Source organism: Corallococcus sp. AB038B (assembly GCF_003668955.1).
Taxonomy (GTDB): Bacteria; Myxococcota; Myxococcia; order Myxococcales; family Myxococcaceae; genus Corallococcus; species Corallococcus exiguus.
Genome location: NZ_RAWO01000008.1, coordinates 228,436 through 248,214, shown reverse-complemented (window position 1 = coordinate 248,214; position 19,779 = coordinate 228,436). Strand labels below are relative to the sequence as shown.

At 69.7% G+C, this 19,779-nt stretch carries 20 protein-coding genes; 6 read left to right on the top strand and 14 right to left on the bottom strand.

Going from position 1 to position 19,779, the window contains the following annotated elements:
* Positions 1-41 precede the first annotated feature (41 nt).
* Positions 42-449, bottom strand: a complete 408-nt coding sequence (locus tag D7Y04_RS28280) for a MarR family winged helix-turn-helix transcriptional regulator (protein WP_171811810.1) — start codon at positions 447-449, stop codon at positions 42-44.
* A gap of 94 nt (positions 450-543) precedes the next feature.
* Here D7Y04_RS28280 and D7Y04_RS28275 point away from each other — a divergent pair, with 94 nt between their 5' ends.
* On the top strand, positions 544-1,629 hold the full coding sequence (locus D7Y04_RS28275; RefSeq protein ID WP_121761279.1) for an aldo/keto reductase: 1,086 nt from the start codon (positions 544-546) through the stop codon (positions 1,627-1,629).
* A 6-nt stretch (positions 1,630-1,635) separates the two neighbouring features.
* Here D7Y04_RS28275 and D7Y04_RS28270 read toward each other — a convergent pair whose 3' ends face one another.
* The gene (locus D7Y04_RS28270) at positions 1,636-2,556 is read right to left on the bottom strand and encodes a LysR family transcriptional regulator (RefSeq protein WP_121761278.1); all 921 of its coding nucleotides are present in this window, start codon (positions 2,554-2,556) and stop codon (positions 1,636-1,638) included.
* A gap of 93 nt (positions 2,557-2,649) precedes the next feature.
* Here D7Y04_RS28270 and D7Y04_RS28265 point away from each other — a divergent pair, with 93 nt between their 5' ends.
* Entirely contained in the window at positions 2,650-3,534 is an 885-nt protein-coding gene (locus D7Y04_RS28265) for an NAD-dependent epimerase/dehydratase family protein (protein ID WP_121761277.1), read from the top strand.
* Positions 3,535-3,578: 44 nt separating this feature from the next.
* Positions 3,579-4,817 carry a hypothetical protein gene (locus D7Y04_RS28260; protein WP_121761276.1) on the top strand — a complete coding sequence of 413 codons (1,239 nt, stop codon included), beginning with the start codon at positions 3,579-3,581 and terminating at the stop codon, positions 4,815-4,817.
* A gap of 57 nt (positions 4,818-4,874) precedes the next feature.
* Here D7Y04_RS28260 and D7Y04_RS28255 read toward each other — a convergent pair whose 3' ends face one another.
* Together D7Y04_RS28255 and D7Y04_RS28250 are read right to left on the bottom strand one after the other, a co-directional pair.
* The gene (locus tag D7Y04_RS28255) at positions 4,875-6,422 is read right to left on the bottom strand and encodes a DUF1501 domain-containing protein (RefSeq protein WP_121761275.1); all 1,548 of its coding nucleotides are present in this window, start codon (positions 6,420-6,422) and stop codon (positions 4,875-4,877) included.
* 5 nt (positions 6,423-6,427) lie between these two features.
* Positions 6,428-8,110, bottom strand: a complete 1,683-nt coding sequence (locus D7Y04_RS28250; RefSeq protein ID WP_121761274.1) for a DUF1800 family protein — start codon at positions 8,108-8,110, stop codon at positions 6,428-6,430.
* 190 nt (positions 8,111-8,300) lie between these two features.
* Between D7Y04_RS28250 and D7Y04_RS28245 the strand changes: the two genes are divergently transcribed.
* Positions 8,301-8,921: a hypothetical protein gene (locus D7Y04_RS28245; protein WP_121761273.1), complete on the top strand. Its 621-nt coding sequence runs from the start codon at positions 8,301-8,303 to the stop codon at positions 8,919-8,921.
* On the opposite strand, the gene D7Y04_RS28240 is transcribed toward D7Y04_RS28245, so the two are convergent.
* On the bottom strand, positions 8,902-9,552 hold the full coding sequence (locus D7Y04_RS28240; RefSeq protein WP_233601612.1) for a hypothetical protein: 651 nt from the start codon (positions 9,550-9,552) through the stop codon (positions 8,902-8,904). The genes D7Y04_RS28245 and D7Y04_RS28240 overlap by 20 nt on opposite strands.
* Between D7Y04_RS28240 and D7Y04_RS28235 the strand changes: the two genes are divergently transcribed.
* Complete coding sequence (locus D7Y04_RS28235) at positions 9,551-10,294, top strand: hypothetical protein (RefSeq protein ID WP_121761272.1); 744 nt, start codon at positions 9,551-9,553, stop codon at positions 10,292-10,294. The two genes, D7Y04_RS28240 and D7Y04_RS28235, sit on opposite strands and share 2 nt — an antisense overlap.
* A 9-nt stretch (positions 10,295-10,303) precedes the next feature.
* Here the strand turns inward: D7Y04_RS28235 and D7Y04_RS28230 are convergent, their stop codons facing one another.
* The 6 genes from D7Y04_RS28230 to D7Y04_RS28205 form a co-directional block, all read right to left on the bottom strand.
* Positions 10,304-10,504: a hypothetical protein gene (locus D7Y04_RS28230; RefSeq protein ID WP_120580979.1), complete on the bottom strand. Its 201-nt coding sequence runs from the start codon at positions 10,502-10,504 to the stop codon at positions 10,304-10,306.
* Positions 10,501-11,358 (bottom strand): hypothetical protein, encoded by an 858-nt coding sequence (locus tag D7Y04_RS28225; protein WP_120596678.1) that lies wholly within the window; start codon positions 11,356-11,358, stop codon positions 10,501-10,503. Before D7Y04_RS28225 ends, D7Y04_RS28230 begins: the two co-directional genes overlap by 4 nt.
* Complete coding sequence (locus tag D7Y04_RS28220) at positions 11,355-12,473, bottom strand: pilus assembly protein (protein ID WP_233601611.1); 1,119 nt, start codon at positions 12,471-12,473, stop codon at positions 11,355-11,357. The genes D7Y04_RS28225 and D7Y04_RS28220 overlap by 4 nt, the downstream gene beginning before the upstream one ends.
* A complete protein-coding gene (locus D7Y04_RS28215) occupies positions 12,446-14,077 on the bottom strand; it encodes a pilus assembly protein (RefSeq protein ID WP_120596676.1) in 1,632 nt (543 codons plus the stop codon). The genes D7Y04_RS28220 and D7Y04_RS28215 overlap by 28 nt, the downstream gene beginning before the upstream one ends.
* Before the next feature lie 35 nt (positions 14,078-14,112).
* Positions 14,113-14,949, bottom strand: a complete 837-nt coding sequence (locus D7Y04_RS28210) for a TadE family protein (protein WP_120596675.1) — start codon at positions 14,947-14,949, stop codon at positions 14,113-14,115.
* Between the two features lie 174 nt (positions 14,950-15,123).
* The gene (locus D7Y04_RS28205; protein WP_199749743.1) at positions 15,124-15,747 is read right to left on the bottom strand and encodes a TetR/AcrR family transcriptional regulator; all 624 of its coding nucleotides are present in this window, start codon (positions 15,745-15,747) and stop codon (positions 15,124-15,126) included.
* Between the two features lie 107 nt (positions 15,748-15,854).
* On the opposite strand from D7Y04_RS28205, the gene D7Y04_RS28200 reads away from it, so the two are divergent.
* Positions 15,855-16,841 carry an NAD-dependent epimerase/dehydratase family protein gene (locus D7Y04_RS28200; RefSeq protein ID WP_121761270.1) on the top strand — a complete coding sequence of 329 codons (987 nt, stop codon included), beginning with the start codon at positions 15,855-15,857 and terminating at the stop codon, positions 16,839-16,841.
* A 10-nt stretch (positions 16,842-16,851) separates the two neighbouring features.
* Here the strand turns inward: D7Y04_RS28200 and D7Y04_RS28195 are convergent, their stop codons facing one another.
* The 3 genes from D7Y04_RS28195 to D7Y04_RS28185 form a co-directional block, all read right to left on the bottom strand.
* Complete coding sequence (locus D7Y04_RS28195; protein WP_121761269.1) at positions 16,852-18,741, bottom strand: chloride channel protein; 1,890 nt, start codon at positions 18,739-18,741, stop codon at positions 16,852-16,854.
* The gene (locus tag D7Y04_RS28190; RefSeq protein WP_121761268.1) at positions 18,728-19,282 is read right to left on the bottom strand and encodes a MarR family winged helix-turn-helix transcriptional regulator; all 555 of its coding nucleotides are present in this window, start codon (positions 19,280-19,282) and stop codon (positions 18,728-18,730) included. Before D7Y04_RS28190 ends, D7Y04_RS28195 begins: the two co-directional genes overlap by 14 nt.
* Positions 19,283-19,464: 182 nt before the next feature.
* Entirely contained in the window at positions 19,465-19,770 is a 306-nt protein-coding gene (locus D7Y04_RS28185; protein WP_120596670.1) for a hypothetical protein, read from the bottom strand.
* Positions 19,771-19,779 lie beyond the last annotated feature (9 nt).

Genomic DNA, 19,779 nt, shown 5'->3' with positions numbered 1-19,779 from the left:
CGGAATTACGCACCAGGGGCGCGGCAGGATTCAAGCCGCCGTCAGCTCAGCTTCTCGAGCAAGCTCCGGAGCTCGGCCTGCTCCGCCGCACTCAAGCGACCGAGCCGCGCGCCGAACGCCTCCGACAGCATCGCGAGCCCCTTCGCCGTCACCTTGCGGCCCGCCGGGGTGACCTGCAGCCGGTGCCGCCGCAGGTCCTCGGCGTCAATCTCCCGGCGCAGGAAGCCCGCCGCTTCCAGCCGCTTCACGTACACCGTCACCGTCGGCTTCGGCATGCTCAGCGTCGCCGCCAGCTCGGCCGGGTAGGGGTGCTCCTCCACCTGGGCCAGCACGAACAGCTCCTTCGTGTCCAACCCCAGCCCGGCGATGTCGGGGGAGACACCGGAGATGACCGACATCAGCAGGTTGTAGTTCAGCGACCAGATCTTCGCCGGGTCGATCTTCGACATGAGCCCTTGCGCGGAAATTGGTACAAAATTAAATCAACTCAAGGCTGAACCAATTCGGCCTCCCTGAAACGGTAACACATCCCCAGGAGACTCCATGCCTCTCGACCACTACGTCACGCTCGGCCGCTCCGGCCTGCGCGTGAGCCCGCTGTGCCTTGGTGCGATGACGTTCGGTGAAGACCTCGGCTGGGGGACCAGCGTGGAGGAGTCCCAGCACATCATCGACCGGTTCATCGAACTGGGCGGCAACTTCATCGACACCGCGAACTTCTACACGAAGAGCCATTCCGAGAAGATCATCGGTGACCACATCGGCAAGCATGCTGCCCGGCGCGACCGCCTGGTCATCGCCACGAAGTTCAGCGGCAACCTCTACCCCGGCGATCCGAACGGGGGAGGCTCCGGCCGCAAGTCCATCATCTCGGCGTGCGAGAACTCGCTCCGCCGCCTGCAGACCGACTACATCGACCTCTACTGGCTGCACAACTGGGACAAGCACACGCCCATGGACGAGACGATGGCCGCGCTCGAGGACCTGGTCCGGGCCGGCAAGGTCCGCTACCTCGGCGTCTCCGACACGCCTGCCTGGAAGGTCGTCGAGGCGAACGTCACCGCGCGCTTCCGGGGCTGGTCGGCCTTCATCGGGTTGCAGATTGAGTACTCGCTGCTCGAGCGCAGCGTGGAGCAGGAACTGGTCCCCATGGCCCTGGAGCACGGGCTCGGCATCACCCCCTGGTCCCCGCTCAAGAGCGGCGCGCTCAGCGGCAAGTACACCCGCAAGAACGCGGGCCAGCTGAAGGGCGACCGGGGCGCCTTCATCGAGCCCTACCTGAACGAGAAGACGTACACCGTCGTCGACGCGCTCGAGGCCATCGCCCGTGCGCACGAGAGCACCCCGGCGCGTGTGGCGCTGGCCTGGGTCATGGCGAAGCCGGGCGTGGGCTCGACCATCATCGGCGCGCGGCGGATCGCGCAGCTCGAGGACAACCTCAAGGCCGCCGACGTGAAGCTCACGGCCGAGGAGCTGGGCCGGCTGAATGAGCTCACGAAGCCCGCGTTCGGGTTCCCGCAGAGCATGGAGCCCATGTTCCCCGCCATCCACAACGGCGGGACGACGGTGAACGGAATCCAGATGCCGGCTTCCCCCTTCGGCGTGGAGAAGAGCGACAAGGTCTACTGACCGTCGTCACCGACGAGGCCGGGGCTTCGTGCCCGGCCTCGCCTCCTCTCGCGCGAACGCATCCGCCACGAAGTCCACGAACACGCGGACGCGGGGCGACAGGTGCCGGCGCTCCGGATAGACGACGAACACGTCGGGGCCCGGCGAGTGCACCTCGCCGAGCACGGCCCGCAGTCTTCCGGACGCCAGCGCCTGCGTGGCGACGAACTCCGGGATGCGCGCGATGCCCACGCCCTCCTGCGCCAGCGTCAGCAGCGCTTCGTTGTTGTCGGACGCGAAGGGGCCGGGCACGTCCACCTCCTTGCCATCCAGTCGCCACGGGACGCGCTGGCCGCCGCGCAGGTAGGCCAGACACGCGTGGCGCTGGAGGTCCGCCACCTTCCGCGGCGTGCCGTGCCGGCGCAGGTACGCGGGCGAGGCGCAGATGACGGCGCGAGACTCTCCCAGCCGCCGTCGCACGAGCCGCGTGTCCGCGCTCTCCCCCATGCGCAGCCCCACGTCCACGCGCTCCTCCACCAGGTCGATGAAGCGGTCCGTGAGCCCCAGCGCGCACTGAATCTGGGGATACGCGGCGAGGAACGCCGGCAGCCGTGGCACCAGCCAGTGACGGCCCAGGTCCATGGGCGCGGTGACGTGGAGCGGGCCCCTTGGGCCTTTCGACTCGCGCAGCTCGCCCTGCGCCGCCTCCAGCTCCGCCACGATGCGCTGGCCCCGCTCGAAGAGGGACAGCCCCTCCGGTGTCGGCTGGAGCCGCCGCGTGCCTCGCTGGAGGAGCAGCACCCCCAACCGGCCCTCCAGGCGGGCTACGGTCTTGCTGACCGCGGAAGGGGACACGCCGAGCGCTCGGGCCGCCGCGCTGAAGCTGCCCGTTTCGAGCGTGCGCACGAAGGCACCCAGCCCGGCGAGCGGCTCCTGGATGAGGGTCATTCGAGAACTCTAGGAACAGGACATGTGCCCGGCAAGCCACTACCCGTCCACAGGGGAACAATGCAGGTTCCCTCCCATTCACGGGAGCGGATCATGAAAGTCTTCGTGTTGGGCGCGACGGGGTACATCGGCGGGTCGGTGGCGGCGCGGTTGATGGCGGCGGGGCACCAGGTGGTGGGCACCGCCCGGACTCAGGACAAGGCGCGGGAGCTGGAAGCGCGCGGCATCCAGGCGACGGTCGCTTCGTTCGACGACCTGGACGCGCTCGCGCGGCTGGCGAAGGAAGCCGACGCGGTCATCAACGCGGCGTCCGCGGACGAGCGCAAGGTGGTGGAGGCGCTGCTCGCCGCGCTGAAGGGCTCCGGCAAGCACTTCATCCACACCAGCGGCTCCAGCATCGTCGCCACCGACGCGGGCGGCGAGCTGACGGCGGGCGTGCACGACGAGGACACGCCCATCGAGCCCGTCCCGGAGAAGGTGGCGCGCATCTCGTTGGACAAGACGGTGCTGGACGCCGCGAAGGACGGCATCCACACGAACGTCATCTGCCCGTGCCTCATCTACGGCAAGGGCCTGGGCCTGAATCCGGACAGCGTGCAGCTGCCGCCGCTCATCCAGTACGCGCGCGAGACGGGCACGGCGCGCTACATCGGGAAGGGGGAGAACGTCTGGTCCAACGTGCACATCGAGGACCTGGCGGACCTGTACCTCCTGGTGCTGGAGCGCGCGCCAGCCGGCACGTTCTTCTTCGCGGAGAACGGCGAGGCGAACTTCCGCGACGTGGTGACAGCCATTGGCAAGAGCCTCCACCTGCCCGTGGACAGCATGCCGCTTCAGGAAGGGGAGAAGCGCTGGGGTGTGGAGCTGGGGCGGCTGGCGCTCGCGTCCAACAGCCGCATCCGCGCGAAGCGGGCCCGCGCGCTGGGCTGGAAGCCGCACCGGCCCTCCGTGTTCGACGTGCTCGCGGAGCTGAAGTAGCCGCACGCCCGCAACCGGCGAGGCGCGGAGGGGTTGAGGAGGGCATGACCCCTCGACCCCTGCTCCTCGCCTCACTGTTGCTCTCCACCCCCGTCTTCGCCTTTGGCGAGGACCTCTGCTACGCGGCGAACGGTTCCGCGCCGCTCAACTGCCAGCCGCTGCCCGCGGGCTGCGCGCCCGGTGACGCGTCCTCGGCGTGCAAGGCTGCGGCGCTGGTGGCGGCGGGCAACGCGCAGAACCAGTCCAACGGAGGCCGCAGCCTCGTCCACGTGGACGCCACGTACATCCTCGCGCAGGCGGTGGGCTTCTCCTCCACGCAGGCGTACTGGATCGCCGCCTACGACGAAGCGACGGACCTGGGCTCGTTCACGCCGCGCACGCTGAACGGTGCGCCCGCTTCGAACGCGGCGGCCCTCGCCACGAAGTCCATCACCGGCGTCACCCGGGGCGACTTCGACCACGGCGGCGTGCTCTTCCACTTCGTCGCCCCGCGCAACGGCGGCGCCGCTGACCCGGCCCCCGCCGTGGACGGCCTGCACCCGGATGCCACGGACGTGAACGAGGTGCTGCTCGCCAACCTCCGCGCATGGGCGCTCCAGGGACAGGGCGCGGGGCGAGGCTGCGCCGGAGGCCTGACCGTGCCCGCTTCGGGGATGGGCTACGCGTTGGGGCCCACGTGCTACCAGTTCAACGGCCAGCCCGGCGCCATCACGGGAAGCCTGGCAGCGGTGGGCCCCGTCGCGGTGCCGTTCAACACCTCCACGGGGCCGCAGGTCATCGACGTGGACGCCGGCGTGCTGTCCACCGGCTTCGACGCGTACCTCGGCGCGAACGCCGCGGACGCCCGGGCGGGCATCTACCTGCACGTGCTGGCGGACCGCATCTCGCACCACGTCTGCACGGACGCATCCACGAGCACCGGCCCCACCGGCCCGCAGCGCACCTTCACCGTGGACATGTCCAACAGCGAGTGCGTCCAGACGCTGCACGTGCTCCGCCATGTCTGGGAGACGGGCGTGGACTTCTCCGCGCTCCCGGTTCGCGAGCGCACCACCGAGGCCGTGTTGGGAGAGGCGTTCGACGCGCTCCTGGAACTGGCCACCGCGCGCGGCCTGGCCTCGGGCCCCACGTCCGCGACCGCGACCCTGAGGGCCCAACTCCTCACGGAGCTGTCCTCCGCGCTGGAGACCTTCAACGCCCGGGACCGGGCGCTGGCGGTGCGTGACGTGGGCTGCACCCGGGGCTTCGCGGTGCTGCCGGGCATGCCTGCCTGCGGGACCTGACGACGAAGGCCGCGAGCGACAGCACGGGCTCGCGGCCTTCTCGCGTTCATGCCGGCGTCAGTCCGCCAGCATGAAGCCCACCTTGGCCTTGCGCGCCTGCGCCGGGAAGTTGCGCGCCACCGCGTCCGCCAGGTAGCCGGTGAGGTTGGGGAACACGTAGTCGCGCTCGGCGGCGGTGTTCAGCCCCAGCCACGAGGCCAGCGTCCAGCCGTACTGCTCCACCGTGAGCGTGGGAATCCAGCGGCCCCGCTCGTCCGTGGAGCCGTCCAGCGAACCGGACAGGTCCAGGCTGGGGAAGGTGCCGTAGAGCTTCTTGCCCGCCACGCGGTTGCCCAGGACGATGGCGTGGCCACCCCAGGCGTGGTCCGTGCCGCTGTCGCCGTTCTCCAGCAGCGTCCGGTTGAAGTCGCTCATGGTGAAGAGCGTGGCCTGCGGCGCGTTGGAGCCGAACGCGGTCTGCGTCTCCAGCAACGTCACCGACTTCTGGAACGCGTCGAGCGCGAAGTCCAACTGCTCCAGGAGCTTCGGCTGGTCCACGTCCTGGTTCTGGTGCGTGTCGAAGGAGCCGAAGCCCACGGAGAACACCTGACGCTTGAGGCCCAATCCCGCGTTGCTCACCGGCATGGCGCCCGCCACCAGGTCGCGCACCACCTGGTAGAGCTGCGTGTGCAGCGTCCACTTCACGGTGTCCTCCGGCGGCAGCGTGGGCACGAAGTAGCCGTCGATGGCGTCGCGGGTGGCCTGCGGCAGCTGCGCCCACGCCGCGTCGCGCGCGGCGGCGCGGGCAGCGGAGAAGGTCTGCGCCGTGGTGAACACGCCCGCGTAGGCCGTCTCCAGCACGTTGCCATCCTGCACCGTCATCACGTCCGCCAGCGCCGCCTGCTGGAGCAGGTCGAAGTCCGACGCCGGGGTGTTGACGGTGCGGAACGCGAGCGTGCCATCCGGGGCGACCATCATGGGCTTGCGGTCCACGCCCGCGCAGAAGCGCGGCTTGCCTCCGAACGACGTCACCTCCGGATAGTCCGGCGGGGTGCTGGTGTTGAGCACGTGGAGCTTGTCCGCCGTGCGCCCGCCCCATCCCGTCACCTTGATGTCGGAGGTGACGGTGCTGGAGCCGGGGTTGGCCAGCGCGCTCGCCCAGGCGTCCTGCTGGTCGCTGTGGGAGAAGAGGTTCTCCGGAACGGACGTGCCGCCGGCCAGGTAGTCCGCCTTGGTCAGCGGGAGCACCAGCGGGCCCACGTTGCACACGAACGCGGCGCGGCCCGCCTCGAAGTGCGCGCGCAGCTTCGAAAGCGTCTTGGGCAGCGCGAAGGAGCCCGCGGCCAGGTCCGTGGGGTTGATGAGGTCCATCTGGTCCGTCTTCAGACCGATGGTGGGCCGGGCGGCCAGGTACTTCGCGTAGGCGTTCGTCTCGCGCGGGATGAGGATGTTGTTGCTGTCATTGCCTCCCAGCAGGAAGACACAGACGGCGACGCGGCTGCCGGAGTAGCCACCGATGGTGGCCGCGTGGGCGTTGCCCACCCAGCGGGGAAGGGCGGCCGCGGCGGCCAGGAATCCCAGGCCCTGCGTGGCGCGCCGGAGGAACTGGCGACGGGTCGTGGTCATGGGGTTCACCGCTGGATCTGGAAGGAGGGGGAGAGGAACGTCAGGTAGAGCGCCAGCTTCTTCTTGCGGATGAGCGAGTTCGCCCGGCTGTCACCCATGGCCGTCAGCAGCTTCTGCTCCAGCTCCGGCGCCATCGTGCCGTGCAGCCAGTAGCGGCCCAGGTACGCGACCAGCTCCGGGTTGGTGGACGGCAAGAGGTCGTAGTCCACGGTGATGCCCGCGTTGGCGGCGGTGTTGGCGTAGAGGAACTCGTGCAGGAAGTTGGCGCGGGCCGTGATGGTGGCCGTGTCCAGGATGGCGAACTCCGGTCCCACGAGGCCGTCCGCGCCCGGCAACGGCGCGTTGGGCGGGTAGAAGCTGAACACGGAGGGCGGACGGCTCACCCACTGGTTCATCGACTTGCTCCAGTTGCTGAGCTTCAGGCCCGGGTCCTTGGTGGTCGTGTCCAGCGTGGGACCCAGCCAGCGGACGACGTTGGTGACGAACAGCGCGGGCGAGCGCAGGTGGCCAAAGCCGGGCCGCAGCGCCACGGGCGGCTGGGCGCCGCGCGCCTCGGTGTCCTCCAGGATGGCGCGCACCACCGCCTGGAGGTTGCCGCGCGCGCCGGTGCCGTCGTTCTTGAAGACGTTGGCCACGCGCTTGACGTAGGCGGGCGTCGGGTTGCTCGTGACCAGGTGCTGGATGAGCTGCTTGCTGATGAAGGGCGGGACGTTGGCGTCGTTGAAGACGTTGTTCAGCGCCTGGTTCAGGTGCGCGGTGATGGTCCCGCCCGCCGAGGTGGTGACGCCCCGCAGGAGCGTCTGGCTGCTCTTGTCGTGGTTGTCATCGCAGGGCATCAGCGGGTTCTTGTAGTCGGGCGTATTGTTGGCGGCGCCCTTGGCCGGACACCCCGTGGCGTTCCAGGTCCAGCCGGACAGCGCGTGCGCGAAGGCCTTCACCTGCTCCTCGCTGTACGCACGCTGCCGGTTGCCGTTGGCGTCCAGCGCCGGGGTGCCGTCCAGGTTCAGCTTGTCCGTGCCCAGCGTGAACAACTGGAGCATCTCCCGCGCGTAGTTCTCGTTCGGGTCAATGGGGTTGCCCTGCTTGTCGAACGCGCGGTTGTTCGCCATGTCCAGGTAGCGGCCCATGGCGGGGTCCTTCGTCACGGCCTCCAGCAGGACGCGGAAGTCACCGAAGGCGTGCTGCGACAGCAGGTTCATGTACCCCGCGAGCGCCACCTTGGAGTCCGCGTAGGGCGTCCGGGTGGACTCCGGGATGCCGTTCTGGGAGACGACGAGGATCTGACTGAGCGCGAACGCCACGCGCTGGCGGAGCTGATCCTCCCCCGTCACCGCGCGCTGGAAGAACTGCGAGCCCAGGTCCTGGGCGCTCTCTCCGTCGTACGGCGTGGCGGGCTGGAGCGCGAACTGGTCCGTGAGCGACTGGGTGATGCCTACGGACATCACGCGCTCCACGGTGCCCACTGGGGCGGGGGCCACGCCGCGCGCCAGCTTGGGACCGAAGGAGGACTGCTCCAGGAAGCGGATGCTGTTCGCCTCACCGGGCGTCTCCAGGGACTCGGCGGCCTGTTCGGCCCGGCCCAGGACTTCCTGTTGTTCGGGGGGAGGGGACTCTGTTGCGGAGGGCCCTTCGGCCTGTGTGCAGGACGTGGCGCACAGGACGAGGGCCAGGGCGGTGCGACGAAGCATCCGGAACCTCCTGGTGACTGCGGGGGTGAGCAGCCCCAGAACGCCGGGGCCGCGACGTCGAAAAAGATTCTAAGAGATAGGTAAATTCATTGAAAGCAGCTTTTTCTGGTAGTGCCGGAACCATGGGATGCCGGAGGTTTCCCGGGTGGGTGCTCGGGGCTTGGGGCCCAGGTGGTGTAGAGACAACTGGGTGAGTCGTTCCCCGGTCCCCTCGCGCCCCGTCTCCACGGCCGCCTTCCATGGCGTGACGCTGGTCTTCTTCACGGGCTGCGCGGCGTGGCTCGTGCGCGAGTCGCGGGAGCTGGGAGGTCGTCCCGGGATGATGGGGCTGGGCGTGGCGGTGGCCGCGGCGGGACTGGCGCTCGTGGCGCTGGGCGCGCTCGTGGGGCTGCTGCGCGGCGGAAGGCTCCTGGCGCTGCGCTCGCGGGCGGAGATGGGCACCTATGCGCTGGTGCTCGCGACCATGGCCGTGCTGGCGCTGGTGGGCCTGCGGCTCTTCTCTTCGGAGGGCCGGCCCGCGCTCGCCACGTTCTGCCTGGGCGTCGCCGGGTGGCTCGCGGGCGTGGGCCTGCATGGCGTGCCCGCGCTGTTCCTGGGCCCCTCGGGCTTCATCGATTCGCTGGGGCGGCGCACGCCGTTCTCCCGGCTGGAGTGGTTCACGTTCCAGCGGGAGACGGGGGACCTGCCTCGCGTGCGCCTCCAGGCGGGGCACGGGACGCGGCTGCTGCTGGCCGCTCGGCTCGCGAGCGCGGATGAAGACGCGGTGCGGACCGCGCTCGTCGGGGCGGGCCTTACTTCCCGGCGGCGGTAGCGTCCTTCCACGGGTCTCCGCCCACGCCGAAGGCCTCCAGTTGGAATGACTGTGTGCCGGAGACGCGCACCAGGCCCAGCACCGGGACGCCAGGGGACCACTGGGCGATGATGCCTCCGGCGTACGAGTACTCCGACACCGCCAGCTTCTTGCCGGCGAGGGTCTCCGTCGTCTCCCGCAGGGGGTGCGGCCTTCGTTCGGCGCCCGGTTTGTTGAACGGCGCGGGCGTGTCGTTCGGCGGACGGCCGGGCACGCGCAAACGCATGAGCAGCACGCTCTTCGCGCTGAAGCGCTCGCCCTCCACCAGGAAGTCGAAGCCCACGCGTCCGGTGGCGGGCACGTCGAGCTCGATGAGGACCCAGCGGCCGCGCTTGCCCTCGTGGCGTCCCGGGCCGCCCAGCTTGATCACGAACTGCGGAGGCCCGTCCGGAGACGTGTTCACGTAGCGCGCCCAGCCGCCTTCACGCACGACGAGTGGCAGGCCGAACAACGCATCCGGTGCGCCGCCCTGCGCCCGCGCGGGCAGGGCCCCCAGGCCCACGAGCAGCAACGCGAGCAGCGTCAGCAGCCGTCCCATGTGTCCCCCGGACTTGTCCGGCGCGGAGCCCCGGACCGATAGTGCTGTTCCCATGCGCCGCCTCCTGTGTCCCGTGTGCACCGCCGTGCTGCTCTTCGCCACGCCGGCCACGTCCGCCGCGCCCGACGCGGGCATCGCTCCCGCCCCTCCCACTGCGACGGTGGCCACCACCGACGCGGGAACGCCCGCCCCCGAGGATCCGCCCATCGCCCCCGGCCGCCTCGCGGAGGCGCGCGCCCTGGTGCCGCCGCTGCTGCTCTACGGCCAGCTCCAGCCCGTCGTGGGCACGTGGGTGGAATACACCGTCCGTTCGAAGCAGGTCACCTTCCCCGTGCGCGCCGCCGTCGTGGGCGAGACGCCGCGCGAACGCGACACGCTCTACCAGGTGGAGCTGGACTACCAGACGACGCCTCCCTCCCTCATCGTCGTCTGGGTGGCCCGCGCCGGTACCGGCCGCGCCGTGGTGGAGCGGCTGGCCATCACCGTGCCGCCCAACACCCCCGTCGCCATCCCGGTGGACCTGGTCGCGGACCACGCCGCGCTCCGGGGCGCGCCCGTCCGCCAGCGCGACACCGACCTGCGCACCGGCCCCTTCGCTGGCAAGGGACGGGAGCAGACCTTCCGCCTGGCGTCCGGCGAGCAGGTGACCGTGGTGACGGCGGCCACGGTGCCGGTGTTCGGCGTGGAGTCCCTGCGCGACGCGGAGGTCACCTGGACGGCGCGCAAGAGCGGCACCGGTGCCCGTCCCATGTTGGACGTCGTGCCGCTCACGCTGCCCCGGCTGCCCGTGCCCTGAGCCGGGGCCTCAGCCGAAGGGGTAGCCCAGCACGCAGTAGAAGCCGCGGATGTAGATGGTGAGCGCCGCGAACATATCCGGCGCGAACGTGGTGATGGAGACGCCGGTGAGAATGAACACCATCAGCAACACCGTGAACTCCGCCATGGCCTGCCCCCGCGAACGGGGACGCCGCAGCCACCGGTAGCCTCGCGACAACCAGCCATTCATCGATTCGACTCCTGGGGAAGAGGGGCACGTTCCATCACGAACGTGATGAGGGATTCGGGGGGACCGTCCTTGTCGAGCGGCGACAGCGTCAGCGACAGCCGCTCACCGGGGCGCTCGAACTCCAAAAGCTCCACGCCCTTCGCCAGGCGCCCGCCCGAAGGCATGTAGCCGCGCGAGGGCATCTGCGCCCGGTAGAACTCCGCGAGCATCGCGGGCGTGCCGTGCGCCACCTGCGTGAGCGTGGTGCTGCCCGCGCTGGCGCCGCCGCTGCCTTCGTCCAGGCGCAGCACCGTCACCACGCCCGGAGGCTGCGGCAGCGACGCGGGCGCCGTCCCCTGCAGGTGGATGCCCTCGGGCGCCTCCACCAGCGAGGGGAACACCAGCGTGCGCGTCGTGGCACCGCCCGCGCGGATGGTGGTGACGGCCACCAGCGCGCCCAGCCGCTCGTCGTAGTAGTTCACGGAGCCGCCACCCGAGCCGTCGTCCTGCGTGACGATGTTGCGGCCGCGCAGCCGGAACTCCCGCGCGTAGTACTCCAGCACCTCGCCCGGCGGATGATCCGTGTCGAAGTAGCCCATCTCCATGGGGCTGCCATTGGTCATCAGCCGGCCCATGGGCACCATCACCGCGCCGGGGAAGGACGGCATCACGCGCATCAACTTGCCCACGCCCGCGTCAGGGAACGGCGGCGCCGGGGGCAGGGCGACCTCCGGCTGCGAGGGCGGCTTCGCCGGGAGCGCCGTCGCCGGAGCCGGCGGATCCTTCAACACCACGGCGGTGGCCACGAGCGCGAGCAGTCCGCCCAGGCCCAGCCAGCGCGTGAGCGCGCCCGTGCGGTCCGTCAGCCCACTCATGGGAGGGTGCAGGCGTCGTCGCTGTAGTGGAAGTACGCCGCCGCCGCGGAGGTGGACTTCGTGTAGATGGATTCCGGCGCGTTGGAGATGGCGGCGCCCTGGAAGAAGTTGCCCCGGCACCGGTACGCGCGCATGGGCCAGTTGGCATCCCGGCCGCTGGAGCTGGAGAGGCCACGCTTGGTATTGATGGCGTTGGGCTCGCAGTTGCCGTAGCAGTAGCTCGTGTCGTTGCGCCAGTAGGCGGCCTGGAGCACGTCGCCGGGCACCGTGCGCGTGGGCCGGACCGCGTTGAAGTTGCCCGCGGCCGGCACCTCGCGGATGACCACGGACTGGCGGATGTATTCATCGGAGAAGGGGAAGTCGATCCCCAGCACGCCCAGCACCGACCCGATGGAGTTCAGCGTCCCGCCGCTCACGCCCGCGTAGACGATGTTGCTCGAGCGGTCGTGCGTGAGCTGCTCCACGCGTGGATAGGTCTGCGCGGGATTCTCACCCGGCCCCCAGGCCCTCCACGTGTCGTGGTAGAGGTAGAAGTGCTCCTCGAAGTTGAGGTCCAGCTGATTGCCGTCGAAGCCCGTCGTGTAGAGGGCGATCTCCCGGGGAATGATGCGGTTGACCAGGCGGATCTGCACGTCCGTCTGAACCGCCCCGACGCTGGGGTCGAAGCCCATGTCCTGGGCCAGCTGAGCCGGCGAGCCGCCCAGCGCGCTGACCGCGGCGGCCGCGATGCCCCCCACGCCCGACTGCGCACCCAGGTCGGACATCCCCACCTCTTCGAGCGGCGCCTCCGCGTTCTGGGCCTGGACGTTGATGGTGAGCCCGTTGCGGTAGGCCGTGCCCAGCGTGCCCGTCTTGGTGGAGCCGTCCAGGTCCTGGTAGCGCGTCCTCGCCTCGGCGACGACGGCGTTGAGGTCCTGGCGCACCGTGCGCTCGAAGGCCACGAAGCGCGCCATCTCCGCCATCTTCAGGCGCGCGCGCTGCACCTCCCAGAAGTAGTTCGCCCAGAGGACCAGCACGACGAGCAGCGGCGCCAGGAGCGCCAGCTCCACCGTCGCTGAGCCCCGCGCCGCGCGGCGGCCCGGCCGCGTCAGTAGTTGATGCCGTTGAGCAGCCATTCGCTGTCCTCCCAGGCGGGCACCATCCACTTGAGGTGGTCTTCGTCCCAGTGCGTGTTGATGGGCGCCAGTCGCGCGGTCCAGAGCGGGTTGAAGAAGTTGGGCTCCTCCTTCCACGCGTTGGGCCGGTGGTAGATGGCGCGGCCCACCGCCATGGCCATCATTCCGCCCGTGCGCTCGCGGAAGTCCGCCGCGTAGGCGTCCTTCTTGCCGCCCACGTACCGCCAGGTCATGTCCAGGTACGACTCGCGGATGCCCTCTTCGGAGTTCTCTTTGAGTTTGTCGTACTCGCCGCTGCCGCTGCCCTCCATGAACGCGTTCTGGGACAGGTTCTCCAGCTCGTAGACCGGCTTGTTGCCGGTGCGGTCCGCGCCCATGTCCTTGCCCAGGACGATGAGGTTGCACGGGTAGCCGAAGTGGTTCTGCCGGGGGGTGACGAAGCTGGTGTCGGACGTGACGAACGGCGTGATGCCCATCCAGGGGTGGTGGTCATCCGTCTTGTTGGAGCCGTATTCCTGGTGGAAGCCGCCCCGGTTGTCCGCCGCCGCCCGGAAGCGCAGCCGGAAGACGTCGCTCCAGCCGAAGATGAAGCAGGTGGGGCGCACCTCGATGCGGATGTCGTCCGACGCGAAGAGCTGATCCTTGCGGTTGTTCTCGAAGTTCTCGTCGAAGCTCTTGATTTGGCTGTCCGCCGTCTTGCGGATGCGCAGCTCGCCAATGACGACGCACAGCCGGAACTCCCATCTGCGCCCGATGAGGATGGGCCCCTCGCCCTCGGCCGTCCACCGCCGGCGCACGCCGTTGGCCAGGTTGCCCATCAGCAGGCGGTACTTGGCCATGTTCGGATCCGACAGCTTGTTGCCCGTCACCAGCTTCCCCCGCGTGAGCATGCCGGTGGGGTCCACACCCATGGTGGGACTGCTGCTGAAGGGGCCGTCGTCCAGGACGTGCAGGAAGTTCTTGGCGTTGGAGTAGTTGATGTCGGTCGAGTTCTTGAACAACGCGGAGACCGTGGCGGTCTTCGTGAAGGAATCCCCTGAATTCATGTCCTTGGTGACGACCGCCTTCGGGTCGGTCGTCTCGATGACGTTCCCGTGCCCCTTGGAGGTGTAGAGGTCGAAGAGGGTGCCCGTCAGCATCGCCTCCTGGGCCAGCCACAGCGCGATGTTGAGCGCTGTCAGCACCGGGATGAGTAATCGGGAGATGGTCTCCACCGTCACCTTCCACGTTTTTATCGCCGTGGAGACGGCGGCGAAGACGGCGCCGATGCCTGGGATGTATTGCAGGTACTTGGCCGCCACGCCGATGGTGCGGTCCAGGTACACCGCGTGGCTCACGTAGGACATCACCGTGAGCATCGCGGAGTAGTGCACGATCATCGCGCGGTTGGTGTACGCGAGGAAGTTGTAGGCCCGCGCCTCCTTCACCGCCAGCGAGTACGCCTGCGCGTCCGCGGCGTCCTGCAGCTTGATCTTCTCGTACACGCCCTGGCCGATGTTCACCGACACCATGACGGTGACGGCCAGCACCAGCATGACCACCACCCCCAGCACCATGGCCTGTCCGCGCTCGTCGCGCCGCAGCCTCCGCAGAATCCGAAACATCGAGGGGGTCCTTCTGGCCGGCGCCGGGGGAGACGCTAGCCGTCCACGGCGCACGCGTTGGGGCCGTGCGAGCCGCTGTTGAGGAGGTTGGACTGCATGCGCATCGAATAGGTCGCGACGACGGGGATGGCGAAGACGTTGCTGTCCGCGAGCGTGCGGATCTTCTTGTGGTCCGGGCTCTGGCCGGCGCCCGCGTCCTCCAGGTGGTCCGTGAGGCTGCCGCCGTTCACCTTCTGGGTGGTGAAGTTGACGCCCCGCATGGCCAGGCCGTTCAGCGCCTCGCGGCCCATGTAGAACGCGTGCAGCTGCCAGTTCGCGAACGGGATGCGCATCTCATAGAAGTAGGTGATGCGCACCGTGAGGAGGTTGGCCTCGATGACCTGCGCGTTGCGGATGTCGTCGTAGTCCACCTCCAGGCCCTGCATGTGTGAGCCGTAGGAGGAGAAGAGGGTGGGCAGCTGGCTGCGCCGGGGGTTGGTCACCTCCACCCGCACGCGCTCCAGGTCCACCTGCTGGAAGCGCTGGTTCTGGGCGGCCTGGCTTCCTACCGTGTACGCGTCATGGACCTTCGCCACGTTGATGAGCGTGTCCACCCGGCCCTCGAGGTTGCCGCTGGCGCTGACCTTGGGCGGCCCCAGCGTGGGCAGGACCGCCGCGTAGGCGGCCTTCTTCATGATCTCGCAGTCGCCGCTGTTGACGATGCCCGCGCGCGCCGCCCGGTACGCGGCGTACTCCGTCATCAGCCGCGCGTGGTGGAGCGTCCCCAGCTGGAGGATGCCCAGGATGAGGAACACCATCACCGGGATGACCAGCGCGGACTCCACGAGCACCTGACCCGACTCACCGGGACGGGTTGAAAGGGACCTTTTCATGGGACGTCCAATCTTCACACGGCGTGTTACCGGGATGCCAGTCGGCGGCCCTTCGGTCGCCCGCCAGCCTCCCCCATGAAACGGGTCCGTATCCAATACACGACGTAAAAAGACGGTATCGGGCACGTGGCCGCGCCGTGCCGAGGGACGCCACCCGGCGGGTGGAGGCGAAAGCTACCGGGAGCGCCGCGCGGGCTTTAGGTCGTGCACCAGCGAGGCGACCAGGGTTCGCGCCAGCACTTCCGCCGGTGAGCCCTGGAACCCGGAGCAGGTGAGCTTGAGGCTGATGATGCCGTGCAGCCCCGCCCAGAAGACCTCCGCCAGCTGCTCCGCGGGTGTGGCCTCCGGGGCCCGGCCGGCCGCCTTCAGGTCCTCGAAGGCCGTCACCAGCAGTGCGAAGGAGCGGGGGCCCTCGCCGTGCTGCTGGTCCTGGAAGAGCTCCGCGGACAGCTTGGGGTCCTCCATGAAGATGAGGCGGTAGGTCTCCGGGTGCTTCAGGCCAAAGGACACGTAGGCCTCCGCCATGCGTGACAGCCGCTCCACGGGCTCCTTCACGGTGGCCGGCGGCTCCAGCGCCGCGAGCAGCTCCTGGAAGCCGCGCACGCACAGCTCCCGCGCGATGGCGTCGCGGTTCTCGAAGTGCAGGTAGAGCGTCGCGGGCGCGTACTCCACCGCGTCCGCCAGCTTGCGCATGGAGAGGGCCCCGAACCCCTCCTTCATCACCATGTCGCGAGCCACCCGGAGGATGTTCTCCCGCAGCTCCGCCCGCTGTCGCTCCTTGCGCTCCGTGATGCCCATGTCACGAGGGTAGGCCTTGACGGAACGAACGGACAGCAATAAATGAACGGTGTTCACCGAACGGTGTTCATAAAAAGTTTGACCGTTCAATTTCCCAGGAGAGCGACATGGAAACGGTGGCGTTGTTCGGCGCCTCGGGCGTCGTCGGTCAGTCTGTGGCGCGGGCGCTCCAGGCGCAGGGACGGGGTTACCGGGTGGTGGGGCGCTCGGAGGGCAGCCTGCGCAGGGAGTTCGGCGCGGATCCGCGGGCGGAGGTGGTGACGTGGAATCCGGAGGACCCGGCCTCCATCCGGGCCGCGGCGCGGGGCGTGCGGACCCTCATCTACATGGTGGGGGTGAACTACTGGCAGTTCCACCTGCACCCGGAGCTGATGCGCCGCACGTTGGACGCGGCCATCGCGGAGGGCGTGGAGCGGGTGGTGCTCATCGGCACGGTGTATCCCTACGGCCTGCCGCGCACCGCGACGGTGACGGAGTCCCATCCGCGCGAGCCGAACTCCTACAAGGGCCGCATGCGCAAGGCGCAGGAGGACCTGCTGCTGGAGGCGGACGCCGCGGGGAAGATCAAAGGCACCATCCTCCGGCTGCCGGACTTCTACGGGCCGGGCGTGGAGCGCAGCTTCTTGTACCGGGCCTTCGTCGCGGCGAACCAGGGCAAGCGCGCGCCGCTCATCGGGCCGCTGGACACGCCGCATGAGTTCGTCTTCGTGAACGACGTGGGCCCCATCGTCACCGCGCTGATGGACGAGCCGCGCGCGTACGGCCGCTTCTGGAACCTGGCGGGCGCGGGCGCCACCACGCAGCGGGAGATGGTGAAGGAGATGTTCGCGCAGGCGGGCCACGCGCCGAAGACGATGGCCATGGGGAAGGGGATGGTCCGGTTGGCGGGCCTCTTCGATCCCTTCATGCGGGAGCTGGTGGAGATGTACTACCTGCTCACGAACCCCGTGCTGATGGACGACTCCGCGCTGCGGGGCCTCCTGGGCACGGTGCAGAAGACGCCGTACGCGGAAGGCATCCGCCAGACGCTCGCGGCGCTGCGCCGCGAGCAGGAGGCGAAGGCAGGTCCGGCCCGGGTCGCCGCGACGACCTGAGCCGGAGCGCTCACGCGGGGCGGGGCGCCGGAGGACGCGTGGGGCCCAGGCCGCGCTCCCGCGTGCGTTCGTTCGCCAGCCGCTGCCGGTGGCCCGCGAGCAGGTCGCTGCGGGTGAGGATGCCCACGACCTGCTGGGGCTGCGCGCGGGAGACGACGGGCAGGCGGCCCACGCCCTCGTCCATCATCAGGTCCGCCGCCTCGCGCAGGGAGCTGTCCTCGAAGACGACCGCGGGCGGCCGCTTCACCACGTCCCGCAGCCGCCGGCCTTCGCTCGCGTGGCCATCCATCAGGTCCCTGCGCGTGACGACGCCCACGAGCGTCCCTTCCCGCGACACGACGGGGAAGCCCTGGTGTTTGGAGCCCGAGGCGTCGGACGCAAGCCACGTGCGCACCTCTTCCAGGAGCATGTCCGCCTGCAGCGTCACCACGAGCTTGAGGCCGTGGTCGCGCACGAGCGCCGTCCCCAGCGCGTCCGCGCCCAACTCCGTGGGGATGCGGGCGCCGCGGCGGGCCAGCTTCTCCGTCATGATGGAGTGCCGCATGAGCAGCGCGGACACCAGGTAGGACGCCGCGCAGCCGGCGAGCAGCGGCAAGAGGCCCAGCGGCTGCCGCGTGGTTTCAAAGGCGAACACCACCGACGCGAGCAGCGCGCGTGACGCCCCCGCGAAGAGGGCGGCCATGCCCACCAGCGCCGCGACGCGCACGTCCACGCCCAGGCTGGGGAACAGCTGCGTGGCCAGCAGCCCCAGGCCGGAGCCCAGGCCGCCGCCCAGCGTGAAGATGGGCGCCAGCGTTCCTCCGGACGTACCGCTCCCCAGCGCGACGGACCAGGAGATGAACTTGAGCGCGCAGAAGAGGAGCATCGTCGTGCCCACGAAGCGGCCGGACAGGATGTCCTCGATGTTGGTGTAGCCCACGCCCAGCGTGCGCGGGGACACGAAGCCCACCACGCCCACGACGATGGCGCCCAGCGCGGGCCACCACATCCAGTGGATGGGCAGCTTCTCGAACATGTCCTCCAGCCAGTACACCGCGCGCGTGCACAACACGGAGGCGACTCCGATGACCAGGCCCAGCACGCCGTAGAACGCGAGCGCGCTGCCGGACGGAGTCGTCAGGTCCGGGATGGCGAACGCGGGCGCGCCGCCCATGAAGGCGATGCGCACGCCGGTGGCGGTGGCGGTGGCCAGGGCCACGGGGATGACGGAGCGGGGCTTGAACTCGAAGAGCAGCAGCTCCACGGCCAGGAGCACGGCGGACACCGGCGCGCCGAACGTGGCGGCCATGCCCGCGGCGGCGCCCGCGGCGAGCAGCGCCTTGCGCTCGTCCGCGGTGACGTGGAGCACCTGTCCCAGCAGCGACCCCAGCGCGCCACCCGTGGCGATGATGGGGCCCTCCGCGCCGAACGGGCCGCCAGTGCCGATGGCGATCGCCGCCGACAGGGGCTTGAGCAGCGTCATGCGGGGCGGGATGCGGCTCTGGTTGAACAGCACCTGCTCCATGGCCTCCGGGATGCCGTGGCCCCGGATGGCCCGCGAGCCGTAGCGCGCCATCAACCCCACGATGATGGCGCCCGCCACGGGCACCAAAATCACCCAGCCGCCCAGCGTGTTGTCTCCGGGCGACACCGGCTGCACGGACAGGCGTCCGAAGAAGGCCAGGTTGGTGACGAAGTGGATGAGGGAGCCCAGCCCCTGGGCCACCAGGCCCGCGACGACCGCGAGCGCCACCGCCATGCCGCTGATGAGCACGGTGCGGGAGTCCACCGACACGGAGATGGGAGGGGTGCGCAGGCTGGCGAGCGCGGGGCCCATCGACGGGGCCACGGGGAGGCTGGACCGTGCCTCCGCCCCCTCGCCCAGGCCCTCTTCGATGCGTTCCACATCAGGTTTCTTCATCGGTGTGCTCCTGTGTCTTTCCGCGCCGCGAAGGGCGCGCGTTTTCTTCCTCGAAGAAGAGCGGGGCCACGTCCCCGTCGAGCCCCAGGGCGCGCACCCAGGCGTCCAGCCCCTGGACCAGTCCCGCGCGCACGTCGGGCTTCATCCCGCGCAGCCCGGAGATGAGCCGGGCCTGGGCCATGGGCGGCGCCTTGCGGATGAGCGCGCGGCCCTTGGGCTCCAGCGCCACCTCCACGCGGCGGCCGTCCTCGTCGGAGCGGCGGCGGCTCACCAGCCCCTGCTCAATCAGCCTGGTGACGACGACGGACACGCTGCTCTGGTGCGTGAGCGTGCGCTCCGCGAGCGTGTTGATGGAGCAGGGCCCGCTCTCCGCCAGTTCCTGGAGGATGAAGAGCTGGGCGCCGCTGATACCGACCAGTCGTTCGGAAGCGCGAGCAGAGACTCGCAGCAGCCGTACCAGCCGCCGCACGCCGTCCATGGCCGCGCGCACCTCTCCGGATACCTCTGGAGGTGGTGGCGGCTGATTTGTATGGGAGCCCATATAACTGCCCGCAACCTACGGAGCAGGGGAGGCGGACACAAGCGAAAGTGCGGGGGCTGCCTGGCTGCCTGGGGGCGGAGGAGTGGTTCACCGTCGGAGCGCACGGCCGGTGCGTGTCACGACAGGAACGACAGCGAGGCCCGGGCGTGAAGCCCGGGCCTCGCGAGGAAACGGACCGCGGCTCAGGTGCCGGCGGTGAGGGACTGCTCGGCGGCGGGGTGCTCCTCGCTGCACACCTGCGATGCGTCCTCGGCCTGGCGGGCCTCGTCCCCGGTCACGGAGGCGGTGGGCTCGGAGACCGCCGCGCCGGCAACGCAGGTGTAGCCGTAGTAATCAGCACAGGTCATCTGCTCCGACCCAACGTGACACAACTCATTGCAGTTGGGCAGCCAACAGTCGATGCACTGGGGCGGAATGGCAAGGGCAGCCGTGGGGGCCAGCGACACCACAGCGGAGAAAGCCAACAGCGACTTCACCAGCGTGCGCATGCGTGCTCC